This window comes from Sulfidibacter corallicola, assembly GCF_017498545.1.
GTDB classification, from domain to species: Bacteria; Acidobacteriota; Holophagae; order Acanthopleuribacterales; family Acanthopleuribacteraceae; genus Sulfidibacter; species Sulfidibacter corallicola.
On sequence record NZ_CP071793.1, the window covers coordinates 8,393,733 to 8,418,028 of the forward strand.

A 24,296-nucleotide genomic window follows, 5' to 3' on the forward strand; every position below is an offset into this window, starting at 1 on the left:
CCTCAGTTTGCCGGTTCACACAGCATGGGCATGAGGGTCAGGACGGTGTTGGTTTCTTCACCGCGCCAAGCTGCGACGGCGAGCATGAAGCCGGGACGGACACCCTCCAAAAACACCCGCTGGCGCAGGTCCTGGTTGAAACTGTAGATCAACTGTTTGGCGTCGGCCCCCAGATCGATACCTTCGAAACGCGCTTGGGTGGCCTGGTTGTCCGCGAACTCGGTCACCTGTTCGAAGGTGCCCGAACCCATCTGGGTGATGAAGAACTCCTTGCCCAGGTCGCCGTTCGTCCCGACCGGATCGAAGCCGTCGGCCACGAAGCCCAGCAGCCCGCGATTGTTGATGGCGGCATCTTCCACCGTGGCGCTCGCGCTGGAAGTCACCTGCGTGATGGGCAAGCCGCGTTTGGCGGAGAGGAAGTCGACCACATACAGCTCGGCGTTCATTTCGGGATTGTTGTTGTCGATGTTGTCACTGGAAATGAAGCTAATGCGCCGGCCGTCGCGGGTCCCGTCGATGCGCGTGTGATGGCCGGTTCGGATCAAATTGCCCGTACCCACACCGCGGTGCCATTGGAACAGATCGGCCGGGTCACCGCGAAGATAGGTGGCGGCTTCGCCGTCGCGATGCACGATCAACTCACCCACGTCCTCGGTGGGTTCGTTGGCGGGTCCCACACTGACTTGGGTGAAGCTCTGGCCGGCGATATCGTAGAGGTAGGCCTCCCGACTGCCGTCGCCGTTGGCACCGTCGAGGTCGTCGGCCGAGAGCAGCGCGAGCGTGCCGCCATCTTCGGAGATGCCGGCCGCCAAGGCTCCGTTCACATCGGTGGTCTGCGTGATCTGGGTGAAGGTGCCCAGCTCGTAGAGAAACACTTCAACCCGTCCGGCCGCATTTTGGCCGGTGAGATCTGCATCGCTGGAGAATGTCAGGCGCAAACCGTCGCCGCTCAGGAACGGCCGTGAAAAAAAGCGATCCGCGGTGTTGGTGATCTGTTGCTGAAGGAGCGTGGTGGTGTCGAACAGGAAGATTTCGGTGCTACCGTCGCCGTTGGTGCCCAACGGGTCGGCGGTGGACAGGTAGGCGAGCCTGCCTGCGTTGGAAGAGGCCGAAGGCATGCTGGCGTCGGCGTCGACTGCGTTGTCGTGGCGGAAGATGTCGCAGAAATCGTCCAGGTTGCCGCCCGGCAGGTCGTCCAGGGTGAACGAGGCATACAACAGGTCGTCGGTCACGACCGCGAACGTCACCACGAAGGGGCCGCCCGGATCGATGAACGGGTCGTCCATGCCGACCACCCGCACCGTCTGCTCCTGATCCCAATTGTTCGTGTCGAAGCTGACCGTAGCGGTGACACCGAGTGGATCTTCACCCACGACCAGTTGCGCCTCGCCCGGTTGAAGGGACGTCATTTGAATGTTCACCGTTTCGGTCGGGATCCCGTCCAGAACCAGGGTGAAACTCGTTTCGCCGCCCGCCTCGCTCGTGGTCAGCAGCGCCGGCGCATTGCGCGTGATGCCCGGCGTGACGCGCGAGCCGCCGATTTCGAAGGCGAGATCGCGCTCCGGTACGGAAACGTCGTCCGGGTCGGTGATGGCGCAATCGGTCACGCGTGCCCCCCACTGGTTGACACAGGCGCCGTTGCCGAGAATGTCGAAGTTCTCCATCCAGGCGCTTTCGTTGCCGATGGTCATGCCGCTGTTGGGCGCCGACGCGCTTTCGGTCCAAAGCCATTGGCCGAACAGGCTGGAATCCATGATGGGCTGGACGCCTACGAAGTACCGACCGGCGTCGAGGATCAGCGGCGCATCGAGGGCGATCACGAAATCACCGAAATCGGCATCCGTGAAGGGGAGGCCCTCGCCCAAAAACAGCACGTTCGGGTCGGCGTCGTTGAAGATATCGATCGTGTCGGGTTGTGTCCCCGCACCATTGGACGCCAATACGAACAGGTTCATGCCCTGCGGGCTGCCATTGTCGGTGAAGTTACCGACGACGCGGACTTCTTCGATGATCCAACGTTCGCCTTCGGGGATGATGAAATCGTCCACGCCGATCGTGAAATAGCGATTCGCCTTGGGGCCTTGATCCGGGAAAAACTGTGAAGTGATCGAGTTGGGGGAGTTGGTGATGCCGGCCAGGGTCGAAAACAGGGTCTCCGTTTCACCGCGCGCGTGGGGGTTGAAAGGGTCGCCTGGACCCGCGAAGACCAGGTGATCGGTCGATTGTGCCAAAGCGGCCAAAGGCACGACCAGGAACAAGCAAAACGACAAAAGGGGGCGGGGCCAAACGGTTCGATGTTTCCCAGCAACCCTGAAGCGAGTATTCATGAAGGATCTCCCGTTGCGATCTCGAAATTCAGTGGTCCGATCGCCCGCACACACATGCTTCGAAACACCGCCTGTGGGGGGCACTGCAACCGACAGTCGTCGCTGCCGTTGTCATGCCGTGGCAAGCCGCACCGAACGCATCTGAAACCCGAGTCCGCGGACGTGGAAGAGACGTACCGTTGTCGGGTCCTGTCGTGTGAGGATGACCCTGGCAGCATAGCATTTTTGGGCAGAAACCCGATCGAAAAAGGTACTTCTACCGCCTCATGAACCGCTTTCGGGTTCGGGGGCCGGCGCCTCGCTTTTCGGCGCTTCCTCGACGGGCGCCGCCATTCGGCTCCAACCGGTCCCTTCGTGGCCGAACGAGAATTCGCCGGGGTGCAGGATCTCGGATAAAATCTCCAGCGAGTCCACGATGCGCGGGCCCGGTCGGTTGAAGTAGGTGTGGCCGTCGATGAGGTAGACGCGCCCCGCTTGGACCGCCTTCAATTTGGGCCAGTTCTCGGTGTCGACCAGGGTGGCGACCTCGCGTCGCGTGCGCTCGAGATCGAAACCGCAAGGGAAGATGACCAGGACATCCGGGTCGATTTCCAAAAGACGCGCCCAATCGAGGTCGGGTGCGTTTTTGCCGACCACGCCCAGGGGGTCGTGACCCCCGGCCAAACGCACCAACTCGGGGACCCAGTGCCCGCCCCCCATCATCGGATCCAGCCATTCGAGGCAGACCACCTTCGGAAAATCGTGGAGCTCGTGGGTTCTGGCGTAGATCGCGTTGATGCGGGCCTTGAGATCGGTGACCAGCACCTCTGCCTTGAACGGCACCTCCAGCGCCTGACCCACCTCGTGCATGCTGTCCAAAATCCCCTGGAGATCTCGTGGCTGGACACTCACCACCTGCGTATCGCGATTGCAGATGCTGGAAAGGGCGTCTTGGACCTCCTGGACGGAGACCGCGCACACCGCGCACTGATCCTGGGTGACCACGTGGGTCGGCCTCAATTGCTCCAATCGCTCGGCGTCGACTTCGTACACCGAGAGCGCGTTCTTCACCAGATCGCGCACCTGGAGATCCACCTCGCGCGACGGCTTGGCCGGATTGAGATTGGGCGTGCTGCAGATCGGCAGCGTGGCCACGTCGGCGGGGTAATCGCATTCGTGGGAACGGCCGACCAGGCGCTGGTGAAGCCCAAGGGCGCAAACGATTTCGGTGGCGCTGGGGATCAGGGAAACAATGCGGGGCTTTCTCAAGGTCACGTCCTTACTCTAGGCGCAACCTCCCGAACATTTCGCGCGCGCATATATCAACACCGACAATGGTTCGATGCGACGGATCCATTCTGATGGGAGCGCCTGATGGGTGGTGTGGTCTTACTTGATCTCCACTTTATACCCAAATGCCAAAAACCACAAAAGGGAATCTGATTTTCGGAGAGATACCCGCGCGTCGGTAGGTTCCCCCGTTCGGGATTTTTCTTTACCAAATATGCCGAGTGCGGAAAAAATCCAGGACGCTACGTAGATGACTTTGCGAAAGGCGGAGGCGAGAGCAGTCCCATCGTGGGATTACGGTGAACGGGGCGCCGGGCGGCGATGGCCGGATTTCCGGTGGAACGGCGCGTGGATTCAGGCGCTTTATAATAATGATTATGTGTTCACTTTTTTCTTGTGCTTTGGTTTCTTTAAACTTGTGTTTTGAGTCAAAAAACTGAACGAATCCTCAAAAAAAGCCCTGTTTCCACCAGAAAAAAATTCCAAGACCTTTCGTTCGGTGATACACTAGGCCCGGTTCGTCAAGCGATTGAAAATGATTTCCGCCGAATTTTCCACCGGTTGATGCCTTGATTTTGGTCTCGGTTTCCACGTTGGTTGCCGTTCGGCTCGGGTTCATCACACGTGGTCTCATGGGACCTGGCTCCCATTTGTCCTACGTTTGACGATTCTTTTTATGCTTTCCTGGGTAGGCATGTTTTCCTTATGAATTGTTTACATGGGTTGTCACCGGATTCATGTTTCCTCCCGTCTCCGAATCGGGTCGGACGGGTTGGGGTGCGCCTCGTGAGTTCCGCGATCCCTTCCAATCGCTTCAGACCGCCGCCTATCCGGTCGTCGTTACGCCGCTCAGGAAGCTGCAAGGTACGAATCCAGGAGTATGCCGTACCGTCACAAGTTACTTAGGAGACTGGATTATGTGGAGTTATCGTATTAGCCTGCGTCATGTGGTCGTCTTGGCGCTGTGCTTCGTCTGCTTTCAATCATCCCTGATGGCCGGCGGCTATCAGGTTTCCGAGCAATCCGCCCGCGGTCTTGCCCGCGCCTTTTCCGGTGTGACCACCGGTTTGGGTGACGGCAGTTCTGTTTGGTTCAACCCCGCGGCCATGAGTCGCGAAGGCGATGTGGCCAGTTTTGCGGCCAACGTTCTTTCCATCGACGCCGAGTTCCAGAACCAGGGCTCGACGGTTGCCGGCGCTTTTCCGACTACCGGTGGAAGTGGCGGCAACGGCCCGGAATCGGCCGTCGTTCCTTCCGCGTACATTGTCAAAAGCTTTGGTGACAAGATCCGGATCGGCGGCTCGATCAACGCGCCGTTCGGTCTGGCCACCGAATTCGATTCCGACTGGGTTGGTCGCTATCACGCCACCGAATCGGAGCTGCGAACCATCGCCGTGAACCTCGCCCTGAGCTACGAGTTCAATGATCGCGTCGCACTGGGCGTCGGCATCAACTACTACCAAATGGACGATGCCAAAATCGCCCAGCACATCGATTTCGGCACCATCGGGTTCTCGGTACTCGGTCCCGCCCAAGCCACCGCTCTCGGTTTGGCGCCCCAAATGAACGATGGTTCCGTCGAGATCACCGGTGATGACAAAAAGGTCAGCTTCAACGTGGGTGGCCTGTTCAATTTCACCGACCATACCCGTCTCGGTATCGGTTACCGTCACGAAGTCGAGGGCAGCCTCGACGGTCGTGCCGACTTCACCATCCCCGCCGGCTACGAAGCCGTATTTTCGCAGTTCGTCGACCCCAACGGCCGTCCGCTCTTCGCCGATTCCGGTGGCTTCGTCGACATCACCCTGCCGACTTTGGTTTTTGTCGGCCTGACCCACGAATTCGGCAACGTGTCGCTCGGCCTGGACGTCCAGTGGGCCGATTGGACCGTGTTTCCCGAATTGCGCGTGGTCTACTCCGAAACCGGCCGTGTGGATTCCGTGGTCGAAACCGAGTGGGACGAGGCGACTCGCATCTCGCTGGGCTTCGATTGGCAAGTGAACGAGGATTGGGTATGGCGAGCAGGTATCGCCGATGAAGAAACCCCGATTCCCGCTCCTGAAAACCGGACGCCGCGCATCCCCGATAACGATCGCCTGTGGCTGACCACCGGCTTCACCTACAACCACGGCCCCTGGGCTTTCGATTTCGCCTATGCGTACATCGATTCCGACAATGCCGGCGTCAGCTTGCCGAGCTCCACCGACTTTCTCAACGGTGAATTTGAGCTTGGCGGTGACATTTTCACCCTTGGCCTGGTTTACAACTTTTAAGTTCCAGGCGGCCGATCGCAGCCGCCTGTCAACGAACACGGAGGTCGGAGCCACGGTGCTCCGGCCTTTTTTCGTTTTGGGGCCGCCTCCGGACACCTTTTTTTGAAAAATGCGTGAACGGTCGGTCAGGTTTTGGGGAGTGTATCAACGGTAGAGCATTTTGAAGGGAGCTTGAAAACTCCATAACGCATCCGCGTTACACTGTCAGCCCTCACCGAGAACCCTTCGGGGTGACATTGGTGAGGGCCATTTTTTTTGGCTGACGCTCCCTCGCTCGCCCTCATGGCCACAAAAATGCCGCAGTTCGCCGGTCCCGTCCCAAACCAGTGCCTGAATATTGCATAATGAACCGAGAGACCGAACGATTCGAAATGATTTCCCGTCAGGTGCTTGGATGCACGTTCCCATTGGCGGCGGGATTGCGCGAGTCGAAGCCTCGATCGCGCACGAGGTGGTTGCATGACTGGTGTTTTGAGCTTATGTGTCCTCGGTTGGATGCTTGGCAGTTTCGGGGGTGAGGGACTGCCCCCCCTGGACGACATCTTTGCCAAGAACAGCGGCAGCCGGTTCGCACGGCTGCTGGCCGATCAGGGGCGCGTTCACGTGGATTTGCGGCCCCTGCTCCAGGATCACGGCAATCTGAGCCAGCAACAGGTCAACTTGGGCTTTCAAAAAATTCACGATCGGTTTCGCGTCTCCAAAGCCCAAATCATCAATTCCCAGGGCGACACCAATTTCGCCTGGTTGGAAGTTCATCTTCAGTTGACTTTGAGTGACCGCAAGAGTGGACGCGAACACCGGGCCGTTTTCGCGTTTCACTTCAAACAACGATCCTCCCAATTGGCCCTGCAACGTTGGGTACTTCAAGACCTGTATTGATGGAATCGCCGTACATGGGATTTTTCAGAGCCTACAATCTGGTTTGCGTCTTCCTCGCGATTCAGGTCTTCACCGTCTGTTTTCCCCATTCGTTTCTGTACATCGCCCAGGCGCTCGTGGGCGCGTTCGCCTTCGCGGCGGCCATGCGCGAATGGAAGGGTCGCAGTTCCGGCCTGATCCTGATCCTCGTCGCCGCGCCGCTGCTGTTGTGGATCCCCGCCGAGACGATCCCGCAACCGGGTGTTCCCCAAAATGCCGCGCTTCATTTGATGCGCGACTTTCACCTGGAATCCTGGCTCGAAGATCGCGAGATGCAGGGCTCACTGGCCCTCTTGCGCGGCAAGAATCCCCGCCTCGGCAACCCGGAATCGGGATCTCTTTTTCGCCATGCGGACTTGCCCGCACACGACTCGGTGACCCTGTTCAACCTCAACATGGAACCGTTGGTCTGGCAGGGGAACTATTTCAGCGAATCCTACGAGGGATTGACGCCGGGCGCCCCTGCGCTTGGCATGCGCGACGGCCGGCTCTTCCTGCAGGTCCTGGTACCGCTGCCCAGTGCCGAACAGGCGGAGGGTTTTCTGTGTTTGGAAACGCTGCTGGTGTCCAGTCACTTCGAGGAGCGGTCCCATACCTGGCTGGTCGCGCAGGATCCGGCCTTTCGTCATTATCAACCGCGCGTGGTCGAGCCCGGAAAGGGCCGGTTTCTGGTGGATCTGGCCGAAACCCTGACCGTGCCGGCATTGCCCTACGACCTCAGCTTCTTTCCCGATCACGACAGTTCGCTCTTGTTCGATGCGGCCGCGCTCGGTTGGGTCTTGGCCCTGGTCGCGGCCTTTTTCCTGTTGTTCGGCAAGACCCCGGTTCGTTTCCGGTTCGTCCCGCCTCTGCTCGCCCTGGTGGCTTTGGGCTCGTTCGCGCAAATCCCGCCGGACGATACCACCGTCCTGGCCTCCTACATCTTCGGGACCACCGTGCTCGGGGGCCTGCTGATCAGCCCGTTCCACCTTTTTCTTTCCAGCTCCCTGGCGTTTCTCGTGCTCCTGGGAGGGCGGGGCGCCCTGGCGCCCAAGCACCCGCTGTGGAGCCTCGCGTTCCTGGTGCTGGCCGCCGGATTCGTGATGTTCGGTGCGGATGCCCTGCAACAGGCCAATGTCTTTTCCTACATTCATCCGCTCGAGGCATTGGACTCGCCAGGCGCACTACTCAGCTACTTGGGTTTCCTCTCTTTGCTGGCCTGTCTCCTCCACTTGATGGATCGGGCCCGTTGGGAACGAGGGCTTCATTTGGCGATCGCCCTCGGGTTGGTGGTGGGGGTCTGCCTGTTTCTGCAACCTGAACGGTGGCAGGCGCTCGGATCGCTGGCCTTGTTGGCGCTGGCGGGTTTCGTGCGAGCTCCGGCCTCCGTTCGTGCGGCGGTCGGCGTGTTGTTCTTCTATCCCAACATGGTCTTCACCGAGCACCGCCAGGAACTCGACTTCGTCCGCAACCAGATTCTCGACGAGATCACGCTGCTCGGGGAGCGCAACCATTTTCGGATCGGTCGCCTGATCGGTCAACTGGAACCGCTCACCGATCAAATCGATCACGCGCCTCACGAGCACCTGATGGAGATGTTCGCCCAGCGTTGCGGTCTCCTGGAAGAGCAGATCGATTTCGCCATGCGCTTGTCCAGTCCCCAGGGGGAGGCGGTCAGCGAGGTCGATCAGCATATTTCACTGGATCGCATTCCCTATTACCACGTGCCGCTGAACCAGGTCGAATCGATCACCAGCCTGGACCGATCCGGTTCCGATCGTTCCGGTCCCGGCTGGCTCGTGTTTCGAACCTTGTTGTCATCGGTTCGCGGCGATTACGAGCTGGTGGTCGTGCTGGGCAACGATTACCAGAATCTGTCGTTGGTTCGCCAGTTGGGTCGACTACAGGGGAGTCGCTACCCCTTCCGTTCACGCGACGCCTTTCCCTATTTCGCCTATATCCTCGACGTCTACGACGGCAACGGCCGGTCGCTGTACAACCAGGGCGATCCGGTCGCCCTGACCTTGGACGAACGCGAGCGTCTCAAAGAAGAAGTGTATTTTTGGAAACCGGATCCCAAGTCGCCGCGCAACACCCTGTTCTTCTTCTCCGGCTCGCCCTTCCTGTATCGGATCACCCACAAGGCGACGCCGCTCAGGATGATCTTCGTGCGTTATTTGGCGCTGTTCCTGGCCGCCTGGTTGATCCTGCGACTGATCCGGCTGGGACTGGGCCCCACCCGCAGCCCGCTGGCCAATTGGCGCCGTTCCTTCGCACTCAAGATGGCCGGATTCATGTTCCTGAGCAGTGTCCTGCCCACCGCGACCCTCGGTTATCTGTTGATCAAGTCGATTCGCAAGAACCAGGTACGTGAAGTGGAGGCGATCGCGCGTTCGAACATCCTCGCGGCCAAGAACCTGTTCATCCAGTATCTCGAGCCCCAAAACGACGAATTGACCGGAGGGGGCGGCGACGCCGAAGTGGAACAGCGCACCCGTGAATTCGAGCGATCCAATCCACGAAACTTGCCGGTGCAGCGTTTTTCGCGGATTCTGAACGAAGATCTGAGCCTTTATCTGGACGGTCGCGTGTACAAGACCCACCAACCGGAGGTCTTTCGCGAGGGTATTCTCAACCGGCGGCTTTCCTTCGACCTGGTGCGTTCGCTGATCATCGAGAACAAACCCTACACCTTCCAACAGCGCAACCTGCCCGACGGCAGTTCGATTTGGGTCAGCTATTCGCCGCTTCGCCTCACCGACAAACACACCGCGGTGCTGTCGATGACGATGATTCCCTTCAACCGGCGGCAATCGCTGCGTTGGGAGGAGCAACTGGAATTCAGTGTCACGGTCCTGGCCGGGTTGTTCTTCCTGATGGCGGGCCTGACGCGGTTCCTGGCTCAGAGCTTCCTGCGGCCCGTATCGGCGATCACGCGTGGCGCGATGCGCATGGCCAAGGGGATTCAAAACCGCCCGATCATCGTGCATCGCCAGGACGAGTTGGAGCGCATGGTCAGTGCTTTCAACAGCATGCAGGAACGCATCCAGCTCAGTCAATCGCGCTTGAAAGAGCAGTTGGACGTGCTCGACGAGACGCTCAAGGCGACCAGCGGCGGCCTGGTCGGATTCGATCGCGAAGGTCGCGTGCTGCTACAGAACCAAATGGCTTGGGAGCTGCTGGACATGGATTCCATCCCCCAAACCTTCGACGAATTGCTGGCGCGTGAGCCGCAATTGGTGCCGTTGCGCGAGGCGGTCGACGCCGAATGGGAAGGGGAGTGCAACGTGGGGCTGTCGGGGTCCACCGGCCGGCGAGAACTGTTGGTGAAGGCCCGCGCGGTGCCCGGCACCACCGAGCGCGGCATCCGCCTCATCCTGGCGATCGAGGACATCACCCACGCCATGGAGGCCGGTCGTTTCAAGGCCTGGTCCGAAATGGCGCGGCGCGTGGCCCACGAAATCAAGAACCCGCTCACCCCGATCCAGCTCGAAATCGACTACCTGGTCAAGCTCTATCAGGACGAGCATCCCGAATTCGGGCCCGCCCTGCTGGAGACCAAAGAGGAGATTTCCCGCCAGGTGGAGATCCTGCGGCGCACGGCCACCGAGTTCAGCGACTACGCCCGGCCCGTGACGCTCGCGGTCGAACCCTTCGACCTCACGCACCTGGTACACGACCTGGTGTCGCCCTACGAGAAGGCCATGACCGATCTGGAACTGGTCGTGACCATGCCCGACCGCCTCGAGGTGGAGGGTGATGCACGCCTCCTGCGGCGCAGCCTGCACAATTTGATCGTCAACGCGGTACAGGCGATGGAACGTCGCGGTCGCCTGCGTATCGAGGTGCGCGCGGAGCCAGACGCCGCCCTCATCACGATCGAAGACACCGGGCCGGGAATTCCCTTGGAGGACCAGCCACGCGTGTTCGAGGCCTACTTCAGCACCAAGGACCAGGGAACCGGATTGGGGCTCGTCATCGCCAAGCGGTACGTGCAACTGCACGAGGGTTCGCTGCACATCGATCCCGATTATCGGGAAGGTACGCGTTTTCAGGTTCGCATTCCGCTGCGCCAACCCGAAGTGGCCTCGGAGACGACTTTTACCTGAATCGGAACTCCCTGCCCGGTTTTTGACCGGCCCACGAGGTTCTCGCCCGAATGTCTCGTCAACCGAATAGAGGAACCATTTCCAAGAAGCCGCGCCCTATCCTCGATTCACTCCGGCGGTTCCGCCAACGGTGGCGTGCCGACCGGTGGCGCCTTGACGATGCGGTTACGGCCTTGGTGCTTGCCGGCGTACAAGGCTTGATCGGCAGCCATACAGAGTTCTTCCAGGTCTTGGTGGTTGGGGAAACAGGCCAATCCGCAACTGAAGGTCACGTGAAACGAAACCCCATCGGCGTCGTGGTTGATGCGGGCGAAGTTGCGGCGTATTTCGTCCATCACGTGGAAAGCCCGCTCCGCATCGGTGTCCAGCAGGATCACCGCGAACTCTTCTCCGCCGTACCGACCGATGATGTCACTGCGACGAAGCCGTTGCCGCAGCAGGCATGCGAGGCTTTTGAGGACCCGATCGCCTACCGCGTGACCATAGGTGTCGTTGACCGTCTTGAAATGGTCCAGGTCGAGCATGGCGAAGGTCAGGGGTTTGTTGTTGCGGTCTGCGATTTTGAGGCTGGAGGCGAGGCGCTGCTTGACCGTGGAGTGGTTCAACAACCCCGTCAAGCTGTCGCTGGTCATCATGGCCCGCAGGGCTCTGGCCCGAATCAACCGGGCACGCAGCGAAATGACCAACTGCCGCGGCGAAATGGGCTTGGTAAGAAAGTCGTCCGCTCCGGCGATCAGGGCGTGGTAGTGACGTTCCAGGTTCTCCTCGGTGGAAAGGAACACGATCGGGATCGCCATGTAGCGCGATTGCTGGCGAATCACCTTGGCCAATTCCAGGCCGGTACATTGGGGTAGGTGGTAATCGAGAAGCACCAATTCCGGGTTGAATTCACCGATCTTGTCCTGCAGTTTGAAGGGATCGGTCACCGCACAAACGCGAAACCCGGCCGATTCCAAGATGTTGCTCAGGTGCTCCGCCGTGTGGATTTCGTCCTCGAGGATCAGAATCCGAAAGGGTTCGGTAGGCGTGACCGACAGCACGTTGTCGACCTCGTCGACCAGGTCGTTGATTTCGATCGGCTTGGTCAGGAACGCGCGGCCGCCCATGCGCACCGCTTCCAGTCGCACGGTCAGGTCGTCGCGGCTGGCGGTGAACATGACCGCGGTCTCCATGCTCAACTGGGCCATGAAGCGGCGTTGTTCGCTGTTGCCGGGATCGCGCATCTGTTCGTCCAGGTTCAGCAACATCAGGCCCACTTCTTCGGTCCCGTCCAACTTTCCCTGGCGCCACCGCGCCCGAAGTTGGTCGATTTGCTCGAAGGAATGGACCTGAAACCCGAAGAGGGTCAGTTGCAGTTCCCACTCGCCGCGATTACGCGGGTCTTCCTCGACCAGACAGATGTGGAGCGCGTTCCCCGCGTCCTGGGGCTTGGGGCTCTTCGTTTCGCTTTTGGGTAACGGATCGTTGATCAGCGTGGTCTGGCGGGTGGGGCTCGGCGACGCGGCCGCCTTTTCCAGCCGCGCCAGAAAGTGGTTGAGCTGCTGGATCTCGCGATCGTCGACCGGGACCTCGCGCTCTTGCCAATCGTTCAGCACCATTTCGCACTCGCGCGCGATCAGGTTCATCTCTCCGTAGCCGAAATAGACCGCAGAACCGGAAAACGAATGGATCCGACGGACGATTTCGTCGAAGACTGCCGTATCGGTCCGGTTTTTTTCCAACCGATCCACCAATTCGTGAAGCTTTTGAAATCGTTCCGGTAACTCTTTGGCATAGTCCCCACGGAGTGCGGCCAACTTTTTGAGAAAGCGCTCTTGTTTCTCTTCCATGCAGTCCCACCGTGATTCATTCTCGGGGCATCTGGTGAACCTATCGGAAGAATGCTCCAAAACCAGAATTTTTGATGGGGGTTCTCGGAGCCATTCCGAACCGCATGTCGTCCCGGCGCGCTGCCGCATTGCGGAATGCCGCGGCGAACACATGCTGTTACAGCAGGTTTCGTCGTGGCGGGTACCGCGAGCGGGGCCGGTGGGTCGATGGGCGGCGTGTTGGGAAAAGCGTAACCCGCGGAAGATAACTTTGTAAAGAAAAGGTAAAACAGGGGTTCGCCACCCGTCACTTGGCCGAGATTCGATCGGCCTGGGCCGTTTGACCGTTGGCGGCTTCGCGTTCCAGCCTGATCAAGGCCTTGCGGGCGTGGGGGTTGCCGTCGGCGGCGGCCGTGAACCACTTCACCGCCTTTTCCTTCGAGGGTTTCACCCCGTAGCCGTGAAGGTACATGACCCCGAGATTGAACTGAGCGTAGGGGCTGCCGGCCTTGGCGCCTCTGCGGAACAGCCGGAAGGCCTTTTTCTCGTTTTGCTTCACGCCGTGTCCGAACAGGTGCATGCGTGCCAGGTTGTTGGCGGCGGCCGCCGATTCGCCGACAACGGCCTTTCGATACCACTTGGCGGCCAGGGTCAACGATTGGTCCGAACCCTCGATACCCAGCTCGTAGAGTTGGGCTTTGTAGAAATGAGTGACCGGGTGGAGACTGCTTCTGGGCCATTTGGGTTTCCAGTAATGGAGGTTCAGTTTTTCCAGGGCATCCGCGACGCTTTCCGCCCATTTGCTTTGCAATTCCCTGGAGATGCCGTGTTGGGTTTCGTCGTCGTAACGGGTTTGGGTGCGGTTCATTTCGTCGACGATGCGTCGGTATGCTTCGTTGGCCTTGTCGATCTCGTGTGGGGGGATCTTGGCGAGCGAGGCGCGCAATTGACGGGCGAAGATCTCGCTGATGTCGAAATGAAGCTGTTCGTGGGCGAGTCCATAGTCATTGCGCATCCCTGGCCGGCACCAGGAGAGGTTGGGTTCCATGTAGGCGAAGGCCAGGAAGCTGTTCCTGCTCGACGACAGGTAGATTCCGCTAAGGATATAGGCACCGGCGAATGATTTTTCTTCGCTGACGTTCTGGTTGGCGAAGTCGTCCCAGGTCAGGGGATGGGCTCGGTCCCAGGCTTTCATCCGAACGGGAAAACCACCCTGTTCGAGCAGGGTTTCCACTTTGGCCAAGCGGTCGCCGCGTTCTTCGCGGGCGCGTGCATGGAACTCGTCCTTACGCATGATGGTGCCGTCGGAAAGTTGAATCCAGCCCGATTCCCCTGTCTTCCGGCGGACCGGGTCCGACTCGATCTGTTGCGGTTGAAGCGCGGGAGCCGATGGTTTTCGGCTGGATTGGGTGGCCGGGTCGGGATCCGAGGCGGCCTTGGCCAGAAGCGCTTCATCGCGCATGTCGATGATGGGCGTTTCGTCGCGCGGTTCTCTGGCCGGTCTCGGAGCGGGGTTGGCTTGCTTGGGTGAAGAACCGGGGCGACCGTTCGCTTGGTCGGTGTCCTGTGGCGGTGTGTCGAACTGGAAACCGTGATGTTCGACGTAGGCGGCCAACTTCTCGATCGCAGGATAGGTTTCGCGAAGTTCCTGACGCTTGTCGGAACCGATCACGCCCCAGGCATACCAACTCGCCAGCCCGGCGATGGGGGTGAGCAGGATCAGGGTAAAGAAGAGTCGGCCGAGGCGGCTCCAAATCGACTTCTTTAAATATTGTTCGATCAAAGGATGGTCGTTTTGATGGTTGTCGCTCAATGAAAACTCCGGAACGCGATGCTTTTGTCGGGAAAGGCGGGGCTGAGGAACTCATTACTATATGGCGCGAAATCCGCGAAAGTGTCCCCAAAGAAATTGAAATTTTGGGTGTTCGAGAAAATTTGTTGGCCAACGTGCCGGAGACGGAGCCGTTTCGCGTGCCTTTCGCCATCGAAAGGTACCCTGCCTTCCGTATCCGAGAGGGTCGCTTAAGGATGTCCACCAAAACCCGTGAGCCTACTCGATCAGGCATTTGATGAGGCGTTAAAAGTCCACGAATCAAACCGATCCGCACGAGTAAAAAGTGCTTCGATGTATCTACCGCCCCAGCTAGCTGCTGGAAGATCACGAACCTAAAGCCAATGTTTTTAAGCGATTACATTTGCCTGTCCCCACCGAACTCGCCAACCTCGGGACAACCCCCGGAGGTGCAGGGAATTCGTGTGGATCCGTGTGATCCGTGGAAAAAAATCCTGGCTTCCGCTATTCCTGGATTCCTGCTTCTCTTCGTGGAAGGCAACGTGCCTGCAAGGTCGAGCATGAGGAAAACTCGCCCCTTTTCCCGCGAGATTCGCGAGATGCCACCAACGAAAACCTAGAGAGTTGCGGAACTCCGCCGGATCGGCTCATTCTTTTTGGAAAAATGCCGAAAAGGCAGGGGAATCCGCGCAACGAAAGCCCAAGAGATCGACTCTCGGCGAGACCATGGTGGGACCAGGGGTTCCAGTTTCCGGTAACGGATGGGACATTCCCCGGCAATGCATCCATGAACCCCCACGATCCTCGCGTATCACGGCGTCACCGGAACCGGCGAGTTCCCATCGCGCCTCATCCCCCCGACGATTCGGATCATGGGATCCGTCCGGATCCCGGTACTTGGGTCACGCGCGGCATTCGGGAGGCACACTTCATGGAGTTAATTGAAAAGCTGACGGACGCGATCGATCGCATGCTGAATTGGTTCATCCCGAGCGCCCACATGAATGATGTGGAAACGAAGCGCCAAGCCCGAATCGTGATCATCTTCTGCATGGTCGGCCAGATCTTCTTCCTGGTGACCGCCATCAAATGGCTGAAGGTCCACGAAACGGTACTGGCCATCAACCTTTTGTTCACCATGGTGCTGATTGGCGGGGTCGCCATGTTGCTCAAGATGTCGGTCCCACTCAAAATTCTCGGCCACCTGGTCGCCTTGATTCTCTTTTGGTATTTCAGCTTCTACACCTACCGGACCGGCGGCATCGAATCCAGCGCGATTTACTGGTTTTTGGTCCTGCCGCTGTTCACCGTCATTCTGACCGGGCTTCGCGGAACCGTGATCTGGCTCGTGCTGGTCTTGGTCGAGATCCTCTGGTACGCCTACCTCCAAAAGCAGGGAGTCGATTTGTACGCCTTGAACCTTCCCGTCGAGGACCTGCCGCGGATGCGCGCGGAAAACATCGTGAAACAACTGGCGGCCGTGACGGTATCGGTCACCGTGTTGGAACAGATTCGGTTGAAGATCGGGACCGCCCAGAAAAAGGCGTTGGAGCACATGAACGAGGCGGTCGAGGCCAACGAACGAGCCAAAGAGGAGATCGAAAAGAAGGCGGCCGCACTGGAGGAAGCGAGTCTGGCCCACCAGGACGCGGTACGCGAGCAGGAAGCGGCCCGCCAGGAAGCGGAACGGCGCGGCAAGCGATTGCAGGAAGTGTTCGGGCAGATCCTGGCCCTGGCCGAACGCTTGAACGACGAATCGGAACATATGCGGCAAAGCGGTGCGACGCTGCAGAAACAGTTGGAAATCAATTTGACCCAAAGCAAGGAAGTGGCCGGTCGGAACGATGAGATCCACGATCACCTGCAACGCATGACTCAGGAAATTCACGAGACCTCCAGTGCCATGGCGCATGTGACCAGCTCGGCCGAAGAGGCTGAATCCATTGCGGCCCAGGCCATCAGCCAGGCCAACGAGGCCGGCCGGTTGACTTCGGGCCTCAAGGAGAGTTCGCAGCGGATCGGCCAAATCATCAAGGTCATTACCGGCATCTCCACCCAGACCAACCTCTTGGCGTTGAACGCCACGATCGAGGCCGCCCGGGCCGGAGAGGCCGGTAGGGGATTCACCGTGGTGGCCGACGAGATCAAGAAGCTGGCTTCCAAGACGGGAGAGTCCGCCGAAGAAATCACGCGCCAGATCACGGAGAACAACGACAAGGTCGATACCGTGGTCGAAACCAGCAACGCCTTTTCGGGCACGGTCACGCAAATCGGCCAATTACAGCAAAGCGTCGGAACGCTCGTCAGGGGCCAACAGAGCCGCGCCCAGGAAATCGCCGATCGCATCGCGGTCTCGGCGAATCACAGCACCACGATCGTCAAGGCCTGTGATGTGTTGGGCCAGGGAATGGAACAATCGAACGAAGCCATTGCCACCCTGCGACGAAGCGCGCGGGAACTGGCCGAAATTGCGGCCACGCTGCACGATACCTGTCGGAGCGAGACCCTCGGCGACAGTGGATGACGTAAGGCGAGCCCTGTGGACCTGGCGGTTGGCGGCGGAGAGGCATGTAGCTCCGATCCACATCGGAGCCCCTGCCTTCGGTTTCGCACAACGCCATAGGTTTCGCCCGCTGTGAGGTGCCGCGCCGAATTTGTCAGCCGGTCACCAACTTGAATAGGGACATCAGACCTGTCTTTTGGGGTTTGCCGGTTCGATGGAGACCCAGGGCCTTCTCGATTTCGCGGATGAGAAACTCGCGGGCGCCGTTCTCGTTGCGGTTGAGATTGTATTTGGGGGCGCGATCTTTGAGAAATTCCAGCAGCGTTTCAAAAGTTTGCTTGCTGTTCACATCCTTCTTCAGATCGGAAATCGCTTTGCATATCAACGTTTTGGTTTGAGGAGAGTGTTCCAGGCGAACGATAGCAAGTGGTTTGTTTGCAATAAGGTACTTGATTTCGTTGAGATTGAGGGTTTTCTTGTCAGACATATATTGCGACCTCCGTGTGGCATGAATGTGGCGACGTCCTTGTCACCGAATAACCAGTGGCTGGTTTGTGAATTCTATCGGATCGAATGCATCGAGGTTGAAGCGACTTTGTGGAAAAAGAAAATGCCCGGATTGCGGTGATGTGGGAAGTCCCGATTTTTCGGGAGTTTTTCCGTGAAGGGCGGTGCAAAAAAATGTGGCGCCGACGATGCAAAAATGTTCTGGTTTCAGTTTCGAAAGGCCGGGAAGAAGGGGATGACTTCGTGGTTTGTCTTTTTTGTCAATTGAGACGCAAAATCAAAGAAAACAAAAGGTTGGATATGCAGTTGCGCAATGCCGACCCGTACTCGGCAAGCGAGTCCGAACGTTGCGGAGGCGTATAGCTCCCTGAACGCGTTCTCTTCGACCTTCCTGAAAAAAAATTTCCAAGCTCGAACCGGGCAAATGGTTTCGAATCAGGGATTGCCGCAATGTGGCGAGGTCCTCGAACCCCGACGACGGCGAAAGGTGTTGCGGAATCGGGTTGCGCGAAGGTATGATAACTACTTTAATTTAAACAGTTTGATGTGAGTTCGGGATTCGGGCGGATGTTCTCGGTGGGCGTTTTTCACCATTGCCGCATCGCTGCTTACCTTTTGGTCGATTCCGAGGAAGCGAGGTGTTCATCATGCGACGTGTGATTTTCAATCAGAAAGGGGGAGTGGGGAAGTCCAGCATCGCCGCGAACCTTGCGGCCATCAGCGCCGCCAAGGGCAAACGAACCCTGGTGGTCGACCTGGATCAGCAGTGCAATGCCAGCCATTACCTGTTGGGGCGCGAGGCTTCCGAGAAGGGCGACAACGTGGCGGGCTTCTTCGAACAATTTCTCTCCTTTCGTCTCCTGCTCAAGAATCCCGAGGAATACGTCGTCGCGTCGCCATATGAAAACCTGTCGGTCATTCCGGCCTCCCCGGCGTTGGGCGAGCTTCAGAGCCGCTTGGAAGCCAAGCACAAAATCTTCAAATTGCGTGACGCATTGCGGCGGTTGAACGAGTCGTTCGACGCCATCTACATCGACACGCCGCCCGCTCTCAATTTCTACACCCTTTCCGCGCTGATCGCGGCCGAGTGTTGCCTGATCCCTTTCGACTGTGATCAGTTCAGTCGCGAGGCGTTGTACACCTTGATGGAAAACGTGGCCGAAATTCGGGAAGACCACAATCCGCGCCTGAAGGTCGAAGGGATCGTGGTCAATCAGTACCTGCCGCGTGCGAACCTGCCGCAACGGTTGGTCTCCCAGTTGGAAAGCGAGGATTTGCCGGTCTTGAAAACGCGACTCTCCAGTTCCATCAAAATGCGGGAAAGCCACGAGGCGGGTGTGCCGCTGGTCCATCTCGCCCCCAAGCATAAATTGACCCAGGAATTCGTGGCCCTTTACGGAGAGCTCCACTAAATCCGTGCTCATCCAGGAAGAGCGCCACGGGTGAGTGTCCCTCCACGAGTGGAATCACTGCGGTTACCCAAGCGAGGTGGCTGGATGGGCCTGGTGCGGGTCTTGGGCGCCAGGTCTCCAATCCTTCATCGCTGTAAGCCGAGTTTTTTCCGAACTCCAGAACATCGGTGGTGACTGCCGATCGGGATGGAACACGATCGTTTCGGCTCTCGCCCCATCAACCGACTCGCCCCGTTTCCGGGCGGGGTGGTTTCGGCACGGCTTCGACGACCGGTGTCGCGGTAGGTCCCCAAAGGGAGATCCGTGGCACGAACCTGGTTGGCGTGGTTGCGACATCCCAATCGGCGGTAGAATGACATCGATCCTGGTGTTGCCAGGGCGCTTTTGTCGCCTTTTCTTACGAAGGGGGACTTATGCACAAAGGCCAATTCGCGCTGTTGCTGATGTTGAATCTCGCGCTTTGGGGATTTTTCTTTTTCCGATTCGCTTCTGAATCGCCGGGTAGGGAAGTCGGATCGACCGACAAGCCCATGCACACCGAGGTCGTCAATTCCGAGGAACCCGACCTGGGTGCCGATGGTGATCATTTGGCTGCCAACGCGGTACCGCTCGAGACGGATTCCGGAGAACTGGCGGCTTCATCGACTGATACGACCCCATCGGCCAGAATCCTGGGACGGGTCGTGGGCGAGAGTGGCCAGCCCATCGAAGGTGCCGAAGTCCGCGTACGTCTCGAGTCCGAGGCACGTCAACACTACCTCATGGCCACCGATGACAAGGGCCGGGTGGACATTGCGTTGCCCGTATATCGCACGGTCAAGGTCTCGGTCACGGCCAGTGGTTATGCCGACACTTCCGAACGCATGGCCTGGCCGCAAACCGAATTCGAGGTGCGCCTGAATGCGTTGCCGGGTCTCCTGGCCGAAGATGGCTCTCGCGAGATTTCCGGAATCGTGGCCGATGAAGACGGGCGGCCGATTGCGGATGTTCGAATCTATTGCACGCGGTGCCTGGACATGGAGAAGCCGAACACGGACGCGGAGGGTCGCTATCGACTGACCAAAGTGTTCGAAGGAGCCGAGGTGGTATTCCGACACAAAGCCTATGAACCGGAATCCCTCTACCCCTTCCAGGGTCCCGAAACCGACGTGGTTCTGCACAGAAAGCCGGTTCTCGTGGGGCGGGTGATGAATCGGCAGACCGGGAAGCCTGTCGAATCCTTCAAACCACGACTGGTCCGCGAGAACGGGCCATATGGTGCGTTCGAGACTAAGGGGCGACACTTTCCCGACGGGATCTTTCGCATCGAGGGTATTCCGCGGGACGAAGATTTGGTGCTGCGATTGAGCATGGGCAAAAAAGAATATTACGAGTTTCGCTATCGTTTCCGCGCTGGTGATACTGGTGAAGTGCAGGATTTTTGGATAGATGCCTCTCTGGGTAGGATCCAAATCCTGTTGTTGGATCAAGATGGTAAGCCGGCTTCCGGTTGTGCGGTTTCGCTGAAAACATTGCGTGGATCGCGTGGTCACACGAGCGATAAACATGGATTTGTCACCTTCTACAATCTCCGCGTGAGCCAGCGTTACGACATCCAGACCAGCGGTGGTGGTTATGTATCCAAAAACCTGGTCGGCGTGGTTCCCGAGCCGATCGACAGCGATGCCGATCCGATCGTGTTGCGTTTGAATCGCGGTACCAAGGTAGAGGGCTCCATCGATCCTGAACAATACGTCCAGGCAATTCGACTCACGATTGTGGATGCACTGGGCAATGTCATCAGGGTTCGGGATTTCGATCCCGAACGATACGCGCATGACGGCCTACCGCTGGGACATACCCGCTTCGTGTTGCAAGGCCGGGATTACGAAGAGACCATCGAAGTCGACATCGTCGATCCCGAATACCAAAAAGTGGATCTTGGAGACGTTCGTTCCTTCGCCGTAACCGGATCGATTTTCCGGAATGGCGAAGCCGTCGGAAATCGACGAATCTATCTTTATGAACCCAGCGGCGATAGTCGTTCGGTGGTTGGTGACGAACAGGGCAACTTTTCCTTCCAGGAAGTGAAGTTGGGGACCTACTATCTGGGGTTGGATCATTCGAAAGCATCTGCTTATCTGTCGGCCGGTTACGATATGCCTGGCTTCACGCGAATTCAGGTCGAGGATCGAGATCTGCTGGATCTGGAGATTCACGTCGACGAGTGGCATTTCGTCAGTGGATGTTTCGAGTCGGCCTCGCTGGTGAAGATCACGGGCACCATGACCAACGGCGTCGCATTCAGTGAGCTGGTCAAGGCGTTTCAAAACCAATTCTTTTTCAGTAATGTGCCGTCCGGGGATTACGAAATCTATTTCTCGACCGAGGCACGGCCCGAGGTTTTCGAACTCGGGTATGGTGGCCTCCAATTACGACCGTCCAAACGGGAATATCAATTATGCGAGGAACCTTGATCTCGAAACGGACGGGGACGATGAATTCAAAAAAAATCGAAAAAGTGTGATGGGGTTTTCGGCCTGCTTTCGCTTGTAGGGACGAGCCGCATCGCGAGTCGCGATGCATCCGAATACAACGAAAAGCAGGAGATTCAGATGAAATTGAAAATGATTTCCATGGTAATGGTCCTCGGCATGATCATGGGTTCGTCCGCCATCGCCGGCGGCTGCGATACCAACGAGTTGTGCGATATTGCGGGCGAATTACGCTCGTTTCACATCCCCTACATTCGTGGAGCCGCCGATGACGTCAACTGCCCGGGCAGTTACGACGAAGGCGCCCGTGCCTTCCTCGAGGCCGCCGTCGCCCCCGTCAAACGAGCGGAAACCCTCTTGTGCGCCGCCACACCCGACCTCAGCGAAGCCCAGGACGAAGTCAAAACCGCGCGCGACCTGTTGCGCAGCACCTACATCTACTTCCGCCGTGCCATCACCATCGACGGATGCACCGATCCCGATGCCGCCGCCGCCCGTGATCGCGCCTACGACGCTTGGGCCGAGCTCAACTACATGTACACCGTGTTGAGATACGACTGCGACTGATCTGAACGCGAACCGGTACCATCCCGCGGGGAATTCCTTCGCGCATCGCGTCAAGGTCCCGCCGGATGGATACCGGTTCTTTTTCCGAGCATTGCGGTACCCGTGAATCGGCCTGGGCTCTCGGCTGAACGTCACGAAGGATGGTCAATGCCCAACCCGCCTGGGCGAAACTTCATTCGTATATGCGGAAACCCTGAAGCGGGTCGCTGCGGTTGGTTTTTCTCGAAACGACGACGGCGATGCCGAGTCCGCGCCGAGGTGTCCGGCGCCTCATGGCGAGAAATCGATGCGGGACACGTTTCCGATCGCGGGTTCGTTGCCCGCATTGAAGACGAAGGCCACCCCCGTCAGGGGTTGTCCGCTGGAGGAAGCCACCATGTAGATGTCGCCGGTGCCTTCCGGAACCAAATCGTTGGCCACGGCGGCAAAGGGGCGGAAGGGTTCGATCGCTGCCAGGGTCGAGGCATCCTCGGCCACCAACCTTCCGGCGGAGTCGTAGAAGCGCAGTGTCACGTCCGTCGTCGTGTCGCCCACGTTCACGATGACCGGTGCCGAGGTGAAGGTGTCGGTCAGCGGCAGGTAGCCGTACAGGACGTCGGTCCCGTGACGGGGCGAGTTTGTCGCGTTCAGGTCGATGCCCACGCCTTGGGCGGGCGACGACATCGATTCGGTGATCAGGTTGTTGGTGACCCACCGGCCGGCGATCTTGTTCGCGCTCGTCGTGATCTCCACGGTGTAGCCGAACCCGTTGCCGAGAGTGGGGAACAGGGTGCTGGCGAACTCTTCCAGGAACCCGTTCGCGGGTATGGTGCGCGTCACCGTTTCCGGGTCACCCGTGCGGCGGCGACCGGTGAGCGTGACCACTTCGTTGCGAGGGCTGAAATTGTTGACGACGATGATGCTTTCGAAATTGCCGCTGTTGTTGGAGATCCACGGCAACACCAGGTGGGTTCCGCTCTGGCTGGATCCGGTCGAAAGCCCAGTCACGTTCCCGATCGAGGGTTCCCGGCTGGCGTTGAACACGAAGCCGACACCCGTAATCGTGGCGCCACCGGAGGAACTGGCGATCATGGCGAGGTTGCCGCTGTCGGCGGGGACCAGGTTGTTGGCGACCGCGGCGAAGGGCCGGTAGGGGGCCAGGCTGCGCAGGGTTTGGTTGTCCGAGAGGATCAGGTTACCGGCTTCATTGTAGAAGTCCAGCGTCACGTCGGTATCGTCCGCGCCCATGTTGACCACGACCGGTGCGGAGAACGAGGTGCTCGAGACGGGCAGGTAGCCGTACATGATGCGCGTTCCGGCGCGGTCTTTCGCGGAAAGGGAGCGGTCCAGCAGGTTGATGGCCACCCCTTGGGAAGGTGAACTCTTGGAAGTGGCCGTCAAGTCGTTGGTGACCCATCGTCCGCGAACGGCCGGCGATTCGGACAGGACCCGCATGCTGAAACCGCCACCATTCCCCAATTCGGGGAAGAGTTCCGCGGGCGCGCCCTTCAAAAACCCACGCGCCGGGATCAGGGTCGGCCGGGTGTGGAACTCGCCCTCCTGGCGGACGGCGGAGAGCCAGACCAGGGCTTCCATATCGCCGAAGTTGTTGACGACGATGACGCTTTCGAATTGATCGTTTTTCGAGATCCAGGGATAGACCAGGTGGGTGGCCGGCGCCACCACTTCGAAGTTGGCCAGGTCAGCGTTGTTGGAGGTGTCGGGATCGAAAAGGTCGCTGGAGACCCGGCCGGTCAGCGCGTATTCGCCCGTGGCCGCCGCGTAGAATCGAACGGCCACGCCCTTTTGCGATCTGGCGGCCACCGTGCCCAGGTTGCAGCGCACTTCCCGATCGACCACCTCACAGGGGAGCGTGGCCAGGAGCGGGACCAATCCCTCGGGGTATTCGAGGACCACCGTGGTGCCTGGCGCATCGAAAGGACCACCGCCGGTCGTACTCGAATTGTCGACCTCGAACTGCACATCGACGAAGGTGCCCTGGATGACGTTGAAGCCATCGCCGCGCTTGGATCTGCGGATCGGTAAATCACAATTCTGGTTGGGAATTTCGTTGTCGTAATTGCGGGGCAGGTAGGAGCCGTCGATATCGGAGTCGTCGCCGATCAGCAGGTAGCCGTCCAGGTCGCCGTCGAAGATGTCTTGGAATTCGGGGGTGAAGCAACCGACGACGAACAGGGACATGCGGGCTTCCTCATCCGAGGCGAACAGGCCGCAGGCAAAGCAGAGACAACACACCAGCCGAAAGAATTTGGTCACGACGCCCTCCTCGACCTTCAGCGATGATGAGACAGGTTTTTTTCTTGGTGAACTTTTTTACAAAGTAGGTCAAAGTTCGGGTTTGGGCAACAGGGCGGTCCC

At 58.9% G+C, this 24,296-nt stretch carries 14 protein-coding genes; 7 read left to right on the top strand and 7 right to left on the bottom strand.

The window, feature by feature from the left end; genetic code table 11:
* Positions 1 to 2 precede the first annotated feature (2 nt).
* The 3 genes from J3U87_RS25430 to J3U87_RS25440 all read right to left on the bottom strand — a co-directional run bounded on the left by J3U87_RS25430 (position 3) and on the right by J3U87_RS25440 (position 4,230).
* Complete coding sequence (locus J3U87_RS25430) at positions 3 to 2,240, bottom strand: TolB family protein (protein WP_237378597.1); 2,238 nt, start codon at positions 2,238 to 2,240, stop codon at positions 3 to 5.
* A gap of 351 nt (positions 2,241 to 2,591) precedes the next feature.
* Positions 2,592 to 3,575, bottom strand: coding sequence for a cobalamin-binding protein (locus J3U87_RS25435; RefSeq protein ID WP_237378598.1), 984 nt, complete (start codon positions 3,573 to 3,575; stop codon positions 2,592 to 2,594).
* 469 nt (positions 3,576 to 4,044) lie between these two features.
* The gene (locus J3U87_RS25440) at positions 4,045 to 4,230 is read right to left on the bottom strand and encodes a hypothetical protein (RefSeq protein ID WP_237378599.1); all 186 of its coding nucleotides are present in this window, start codon (positions 4,228 to 4,230) and stop codon (positions 4,045 to 4,047) included.
* 283 nt (positions 4,231 to 4,513) lie between these two features.
* On the opposite strand from J3U87_RS25440, the gene J3U87_RS25445 reads away from it, so the two are divergent.
* The 3 genes from J3U87_RS25445 (at position 4,514) to J3U87_RS25455 (ending at position 10,875) form a co-directional block, all read left to right on the top strand.
* A complete protein-coding gene (locus tag J3U87_RS25445) occupies positions 4,514 to 5,869 on the top strand; it encodes an OmpP1/FadL family transporter (RefSeq protein WP_237378600.1) in 1,356 nt (451 codons plus the stop codon).
* A 459-nt stretch (positions 5,870 to 6,328) separates the two neighbouring features.
* Positions 6,329 to 6,748 carry a hypothetical protein gene (locus J3U87_RS25450; RefSeq protein ID WP_237378601.1) on the top strand — a complete coding sequence of 140 codons (420 nt, stop codon included), beginning with the start codon at positions 6,329 to 6,331 and terminating at the stop codon, positions 6,746 to 6,748.
* Between the two features lie 14 nt (positions 6,749 to 6,762).
* Complete coding sequence (locus J3U87_RS25455) at positions 6,763 to 10,875, top strand: sensor histidine kinase (protein WP_237378602.1); 4,113 nt, start codon at positions 6,763 to 6,765, stop codon at positions 10,873 to 10,875.
* A 107-nt stretch (positions 10,876 to 10,982) separates the two neighbouring features.
* Here J3U87_RS25455 and J3U87_RS25460 read toward each other — a convergent pair whose 3' ends face one another.
* A complete protein-coding gene (locus J3U87_RS25460) occupies positions 10,983 to 12,704 on the bottom strand; it encodes a diguanylate cyclase (protein WP_237378603.1) in 1,722 nt (573 codons plus the stop codon).
* A 286-nt stretch (positions 12,705 to 12,990) separates the two neighbouring features.
* On the bottom strand, positions 12,991 to 14,496 hold the full coding sequence (locus tag J3U87_RS25465; RefSeq protein WP_237378604.1) for a DUF922 domain-containing protein: 1,506 nt from the start codon (positions 14,494 to 14,496) through the stop codon (positions 12,991 to 12,993).
* Positions 14,497 to 15,406: 910 nt separating this feature from the next.
* Here J3U87_RS25465 and J3U87_RS25470 point away from each other — a divergent pair.
* Positions 15,407 to 16,999, top strand: a complete 1,593-nt coding sequence (locus tag J3U87_RS25470) for a methyl-accepting chemotaxis protein (RefSeq protein ID WP_237378605.1) — start codon at positions 15,407 to 15,409, stop codon at positions 16,997 to 16,999.
* Positions 17,000 to 17,132: 133 nt separating this feature from the next.
* Here the strand turns inward: J3U87_RS25470 and J3U87_RS25475 are convergent, their stop codons facing one another.
* A complete protein-coding gene (locus J3U87_RS25475; RefSeq protein ID WP_237378606.1) occupies positions 17,133 to 17,465 on the bottom strand; it encodes a hypothetical protein in 333 nt (110 codons plus the stop codon).
* A gap of 667 nt (positions 17,466 to 18,132) precedes the next feature.
* On the opposite strand from J3U87_RS25475, the gene J3U87_RS25480 reads away from it, so the two are divergent.
* From J3U87_RS25480 to J3U87_RS25490, 3 genes are all read left to right on the top strand, one after another.
* A complete protein-coding gene (locus J3U87_RS25480) occupies positions 18,133 to 18,897 on the top strand; it encodes a ParA family protein (RefSeq protein ID WP_237378607.1) in 765 nt (254 codons plus the stop codon).
* A gap of 413 nt (positions 18,898 to 19,310) precedes the next feature.
* On the top strand, positions 19,311 to 21,353 hold the full coding sequence (locus J3U87_RS25485) for a carboxypeptidase-like regulatory domain-containing protein (RefSeq protein WP_237378608.1): 2,043 nt from the start codon (positions 19,311 to 19,313) through the stop codon (positions 21,351 to 21,353).
* A 138-nt stretch (positions 21,354 to 21,491) separates the two neighbouring features.
* On the top strand, positions 21,492 to 21,938 hold the full coding sequence (locus tag J3U87_RS25490) for a hypothetical protein (RefSeq protein WP_237378609.1): 447 nt from the start codon (positions 21,492 to 21,494) through the stop codon (positions 21,936 to 21,938).
* A gap of 270 nt (positions 21,939 to 22,208) precedes the next feature.
* Here J3U87_RS25490 and J3U87_RS25495 read toward each other — a convergent pair whose 3' ends face one another.
* Positions 22,209 to 24,194 carry a hypothetical protein gene (locus J3U87_RS25495; protein ID WP_237378610.1) on the bottom strand — a complete coding sequence of 662 codons (1,986 nt, stop codon included), beginning with the start codon at positions 24,192 to 24,194 and terminating at the stop codon, positions 22,209 to 22,211.
* Between the last annotated feature and the right edge of the window lie 102 nt (positions 24,195 to 24,296).

Coding starts and splice junctions, on each gene's coding strand:
- J3U87_RS25440 (WP_237378599.1), bottom strand. CDS start 4,230: ATGAGACCACGTGTGATGAACCCGAGCCGAACGGCAACCAACGTGGAA.
- J3U87_RS25445 (WP_237378600.1), top strand. CDS start 4,514: ATGTGGAGTTATCGTATTAGCCTGCGTCATGTGGTCGTCTTGGCGCTG.
- J3U87_RS25450 (WP_237378601.1), top strand. CDS start 6,329: ATGACTGGTGTTTTGAGCTTATGTGTCCTCGGTTGGATGCTTGGCAGT.
- J3U87_RS25455 (WP_237378602.1), top strand. CDS start 6,763: ATGGGATTTTTCAGAGCCTACAATCTGGTTTGCGTCTTCCTCGCGATT.
- J3U87_RS25460 (WP_237378603.1), bottom strand. CDS start 12,704: ATGGAAGAGAAACAAGAGCGCTTTCTCAAAAAGTTGGCCGCACTCCGT.
- J3U87_RS25470 (WP_237378605.1), top strand. CDS start 15,407: ATGGAGTTAATTGAAAAGCTGACGGACGCGATCGATCGCATGCTGAAT.
- J3U87_RS25475 (WP_237378606.1), bottom strand. CDS start 17,465: ATGTCTGACAAGAAAACCCTCAATCTCAACGAAATCAAGTACCTTATT.
- J3U87_RS25480 (WP_237378607.1), top strand. CDS start 18,133: ATGCGACGTGTGATTTTCAATCAGAAAGGGGGAGTGGGGAAGTCCAGC.
- J3U87_RS25485 (WP_237378608.1), top strand. CDS start 19,311: ATGCACAAAGGCCAATTCGCGCTGTTGCTGATGTTGAATCTCGCGCTT.
- J3U87_RS25490 (WP_237378609.1), top strand. CDS start 21,492: ATGAAATTGAAAATGATTTCCATGGTAATGGTCCTCGGCATGATCATG.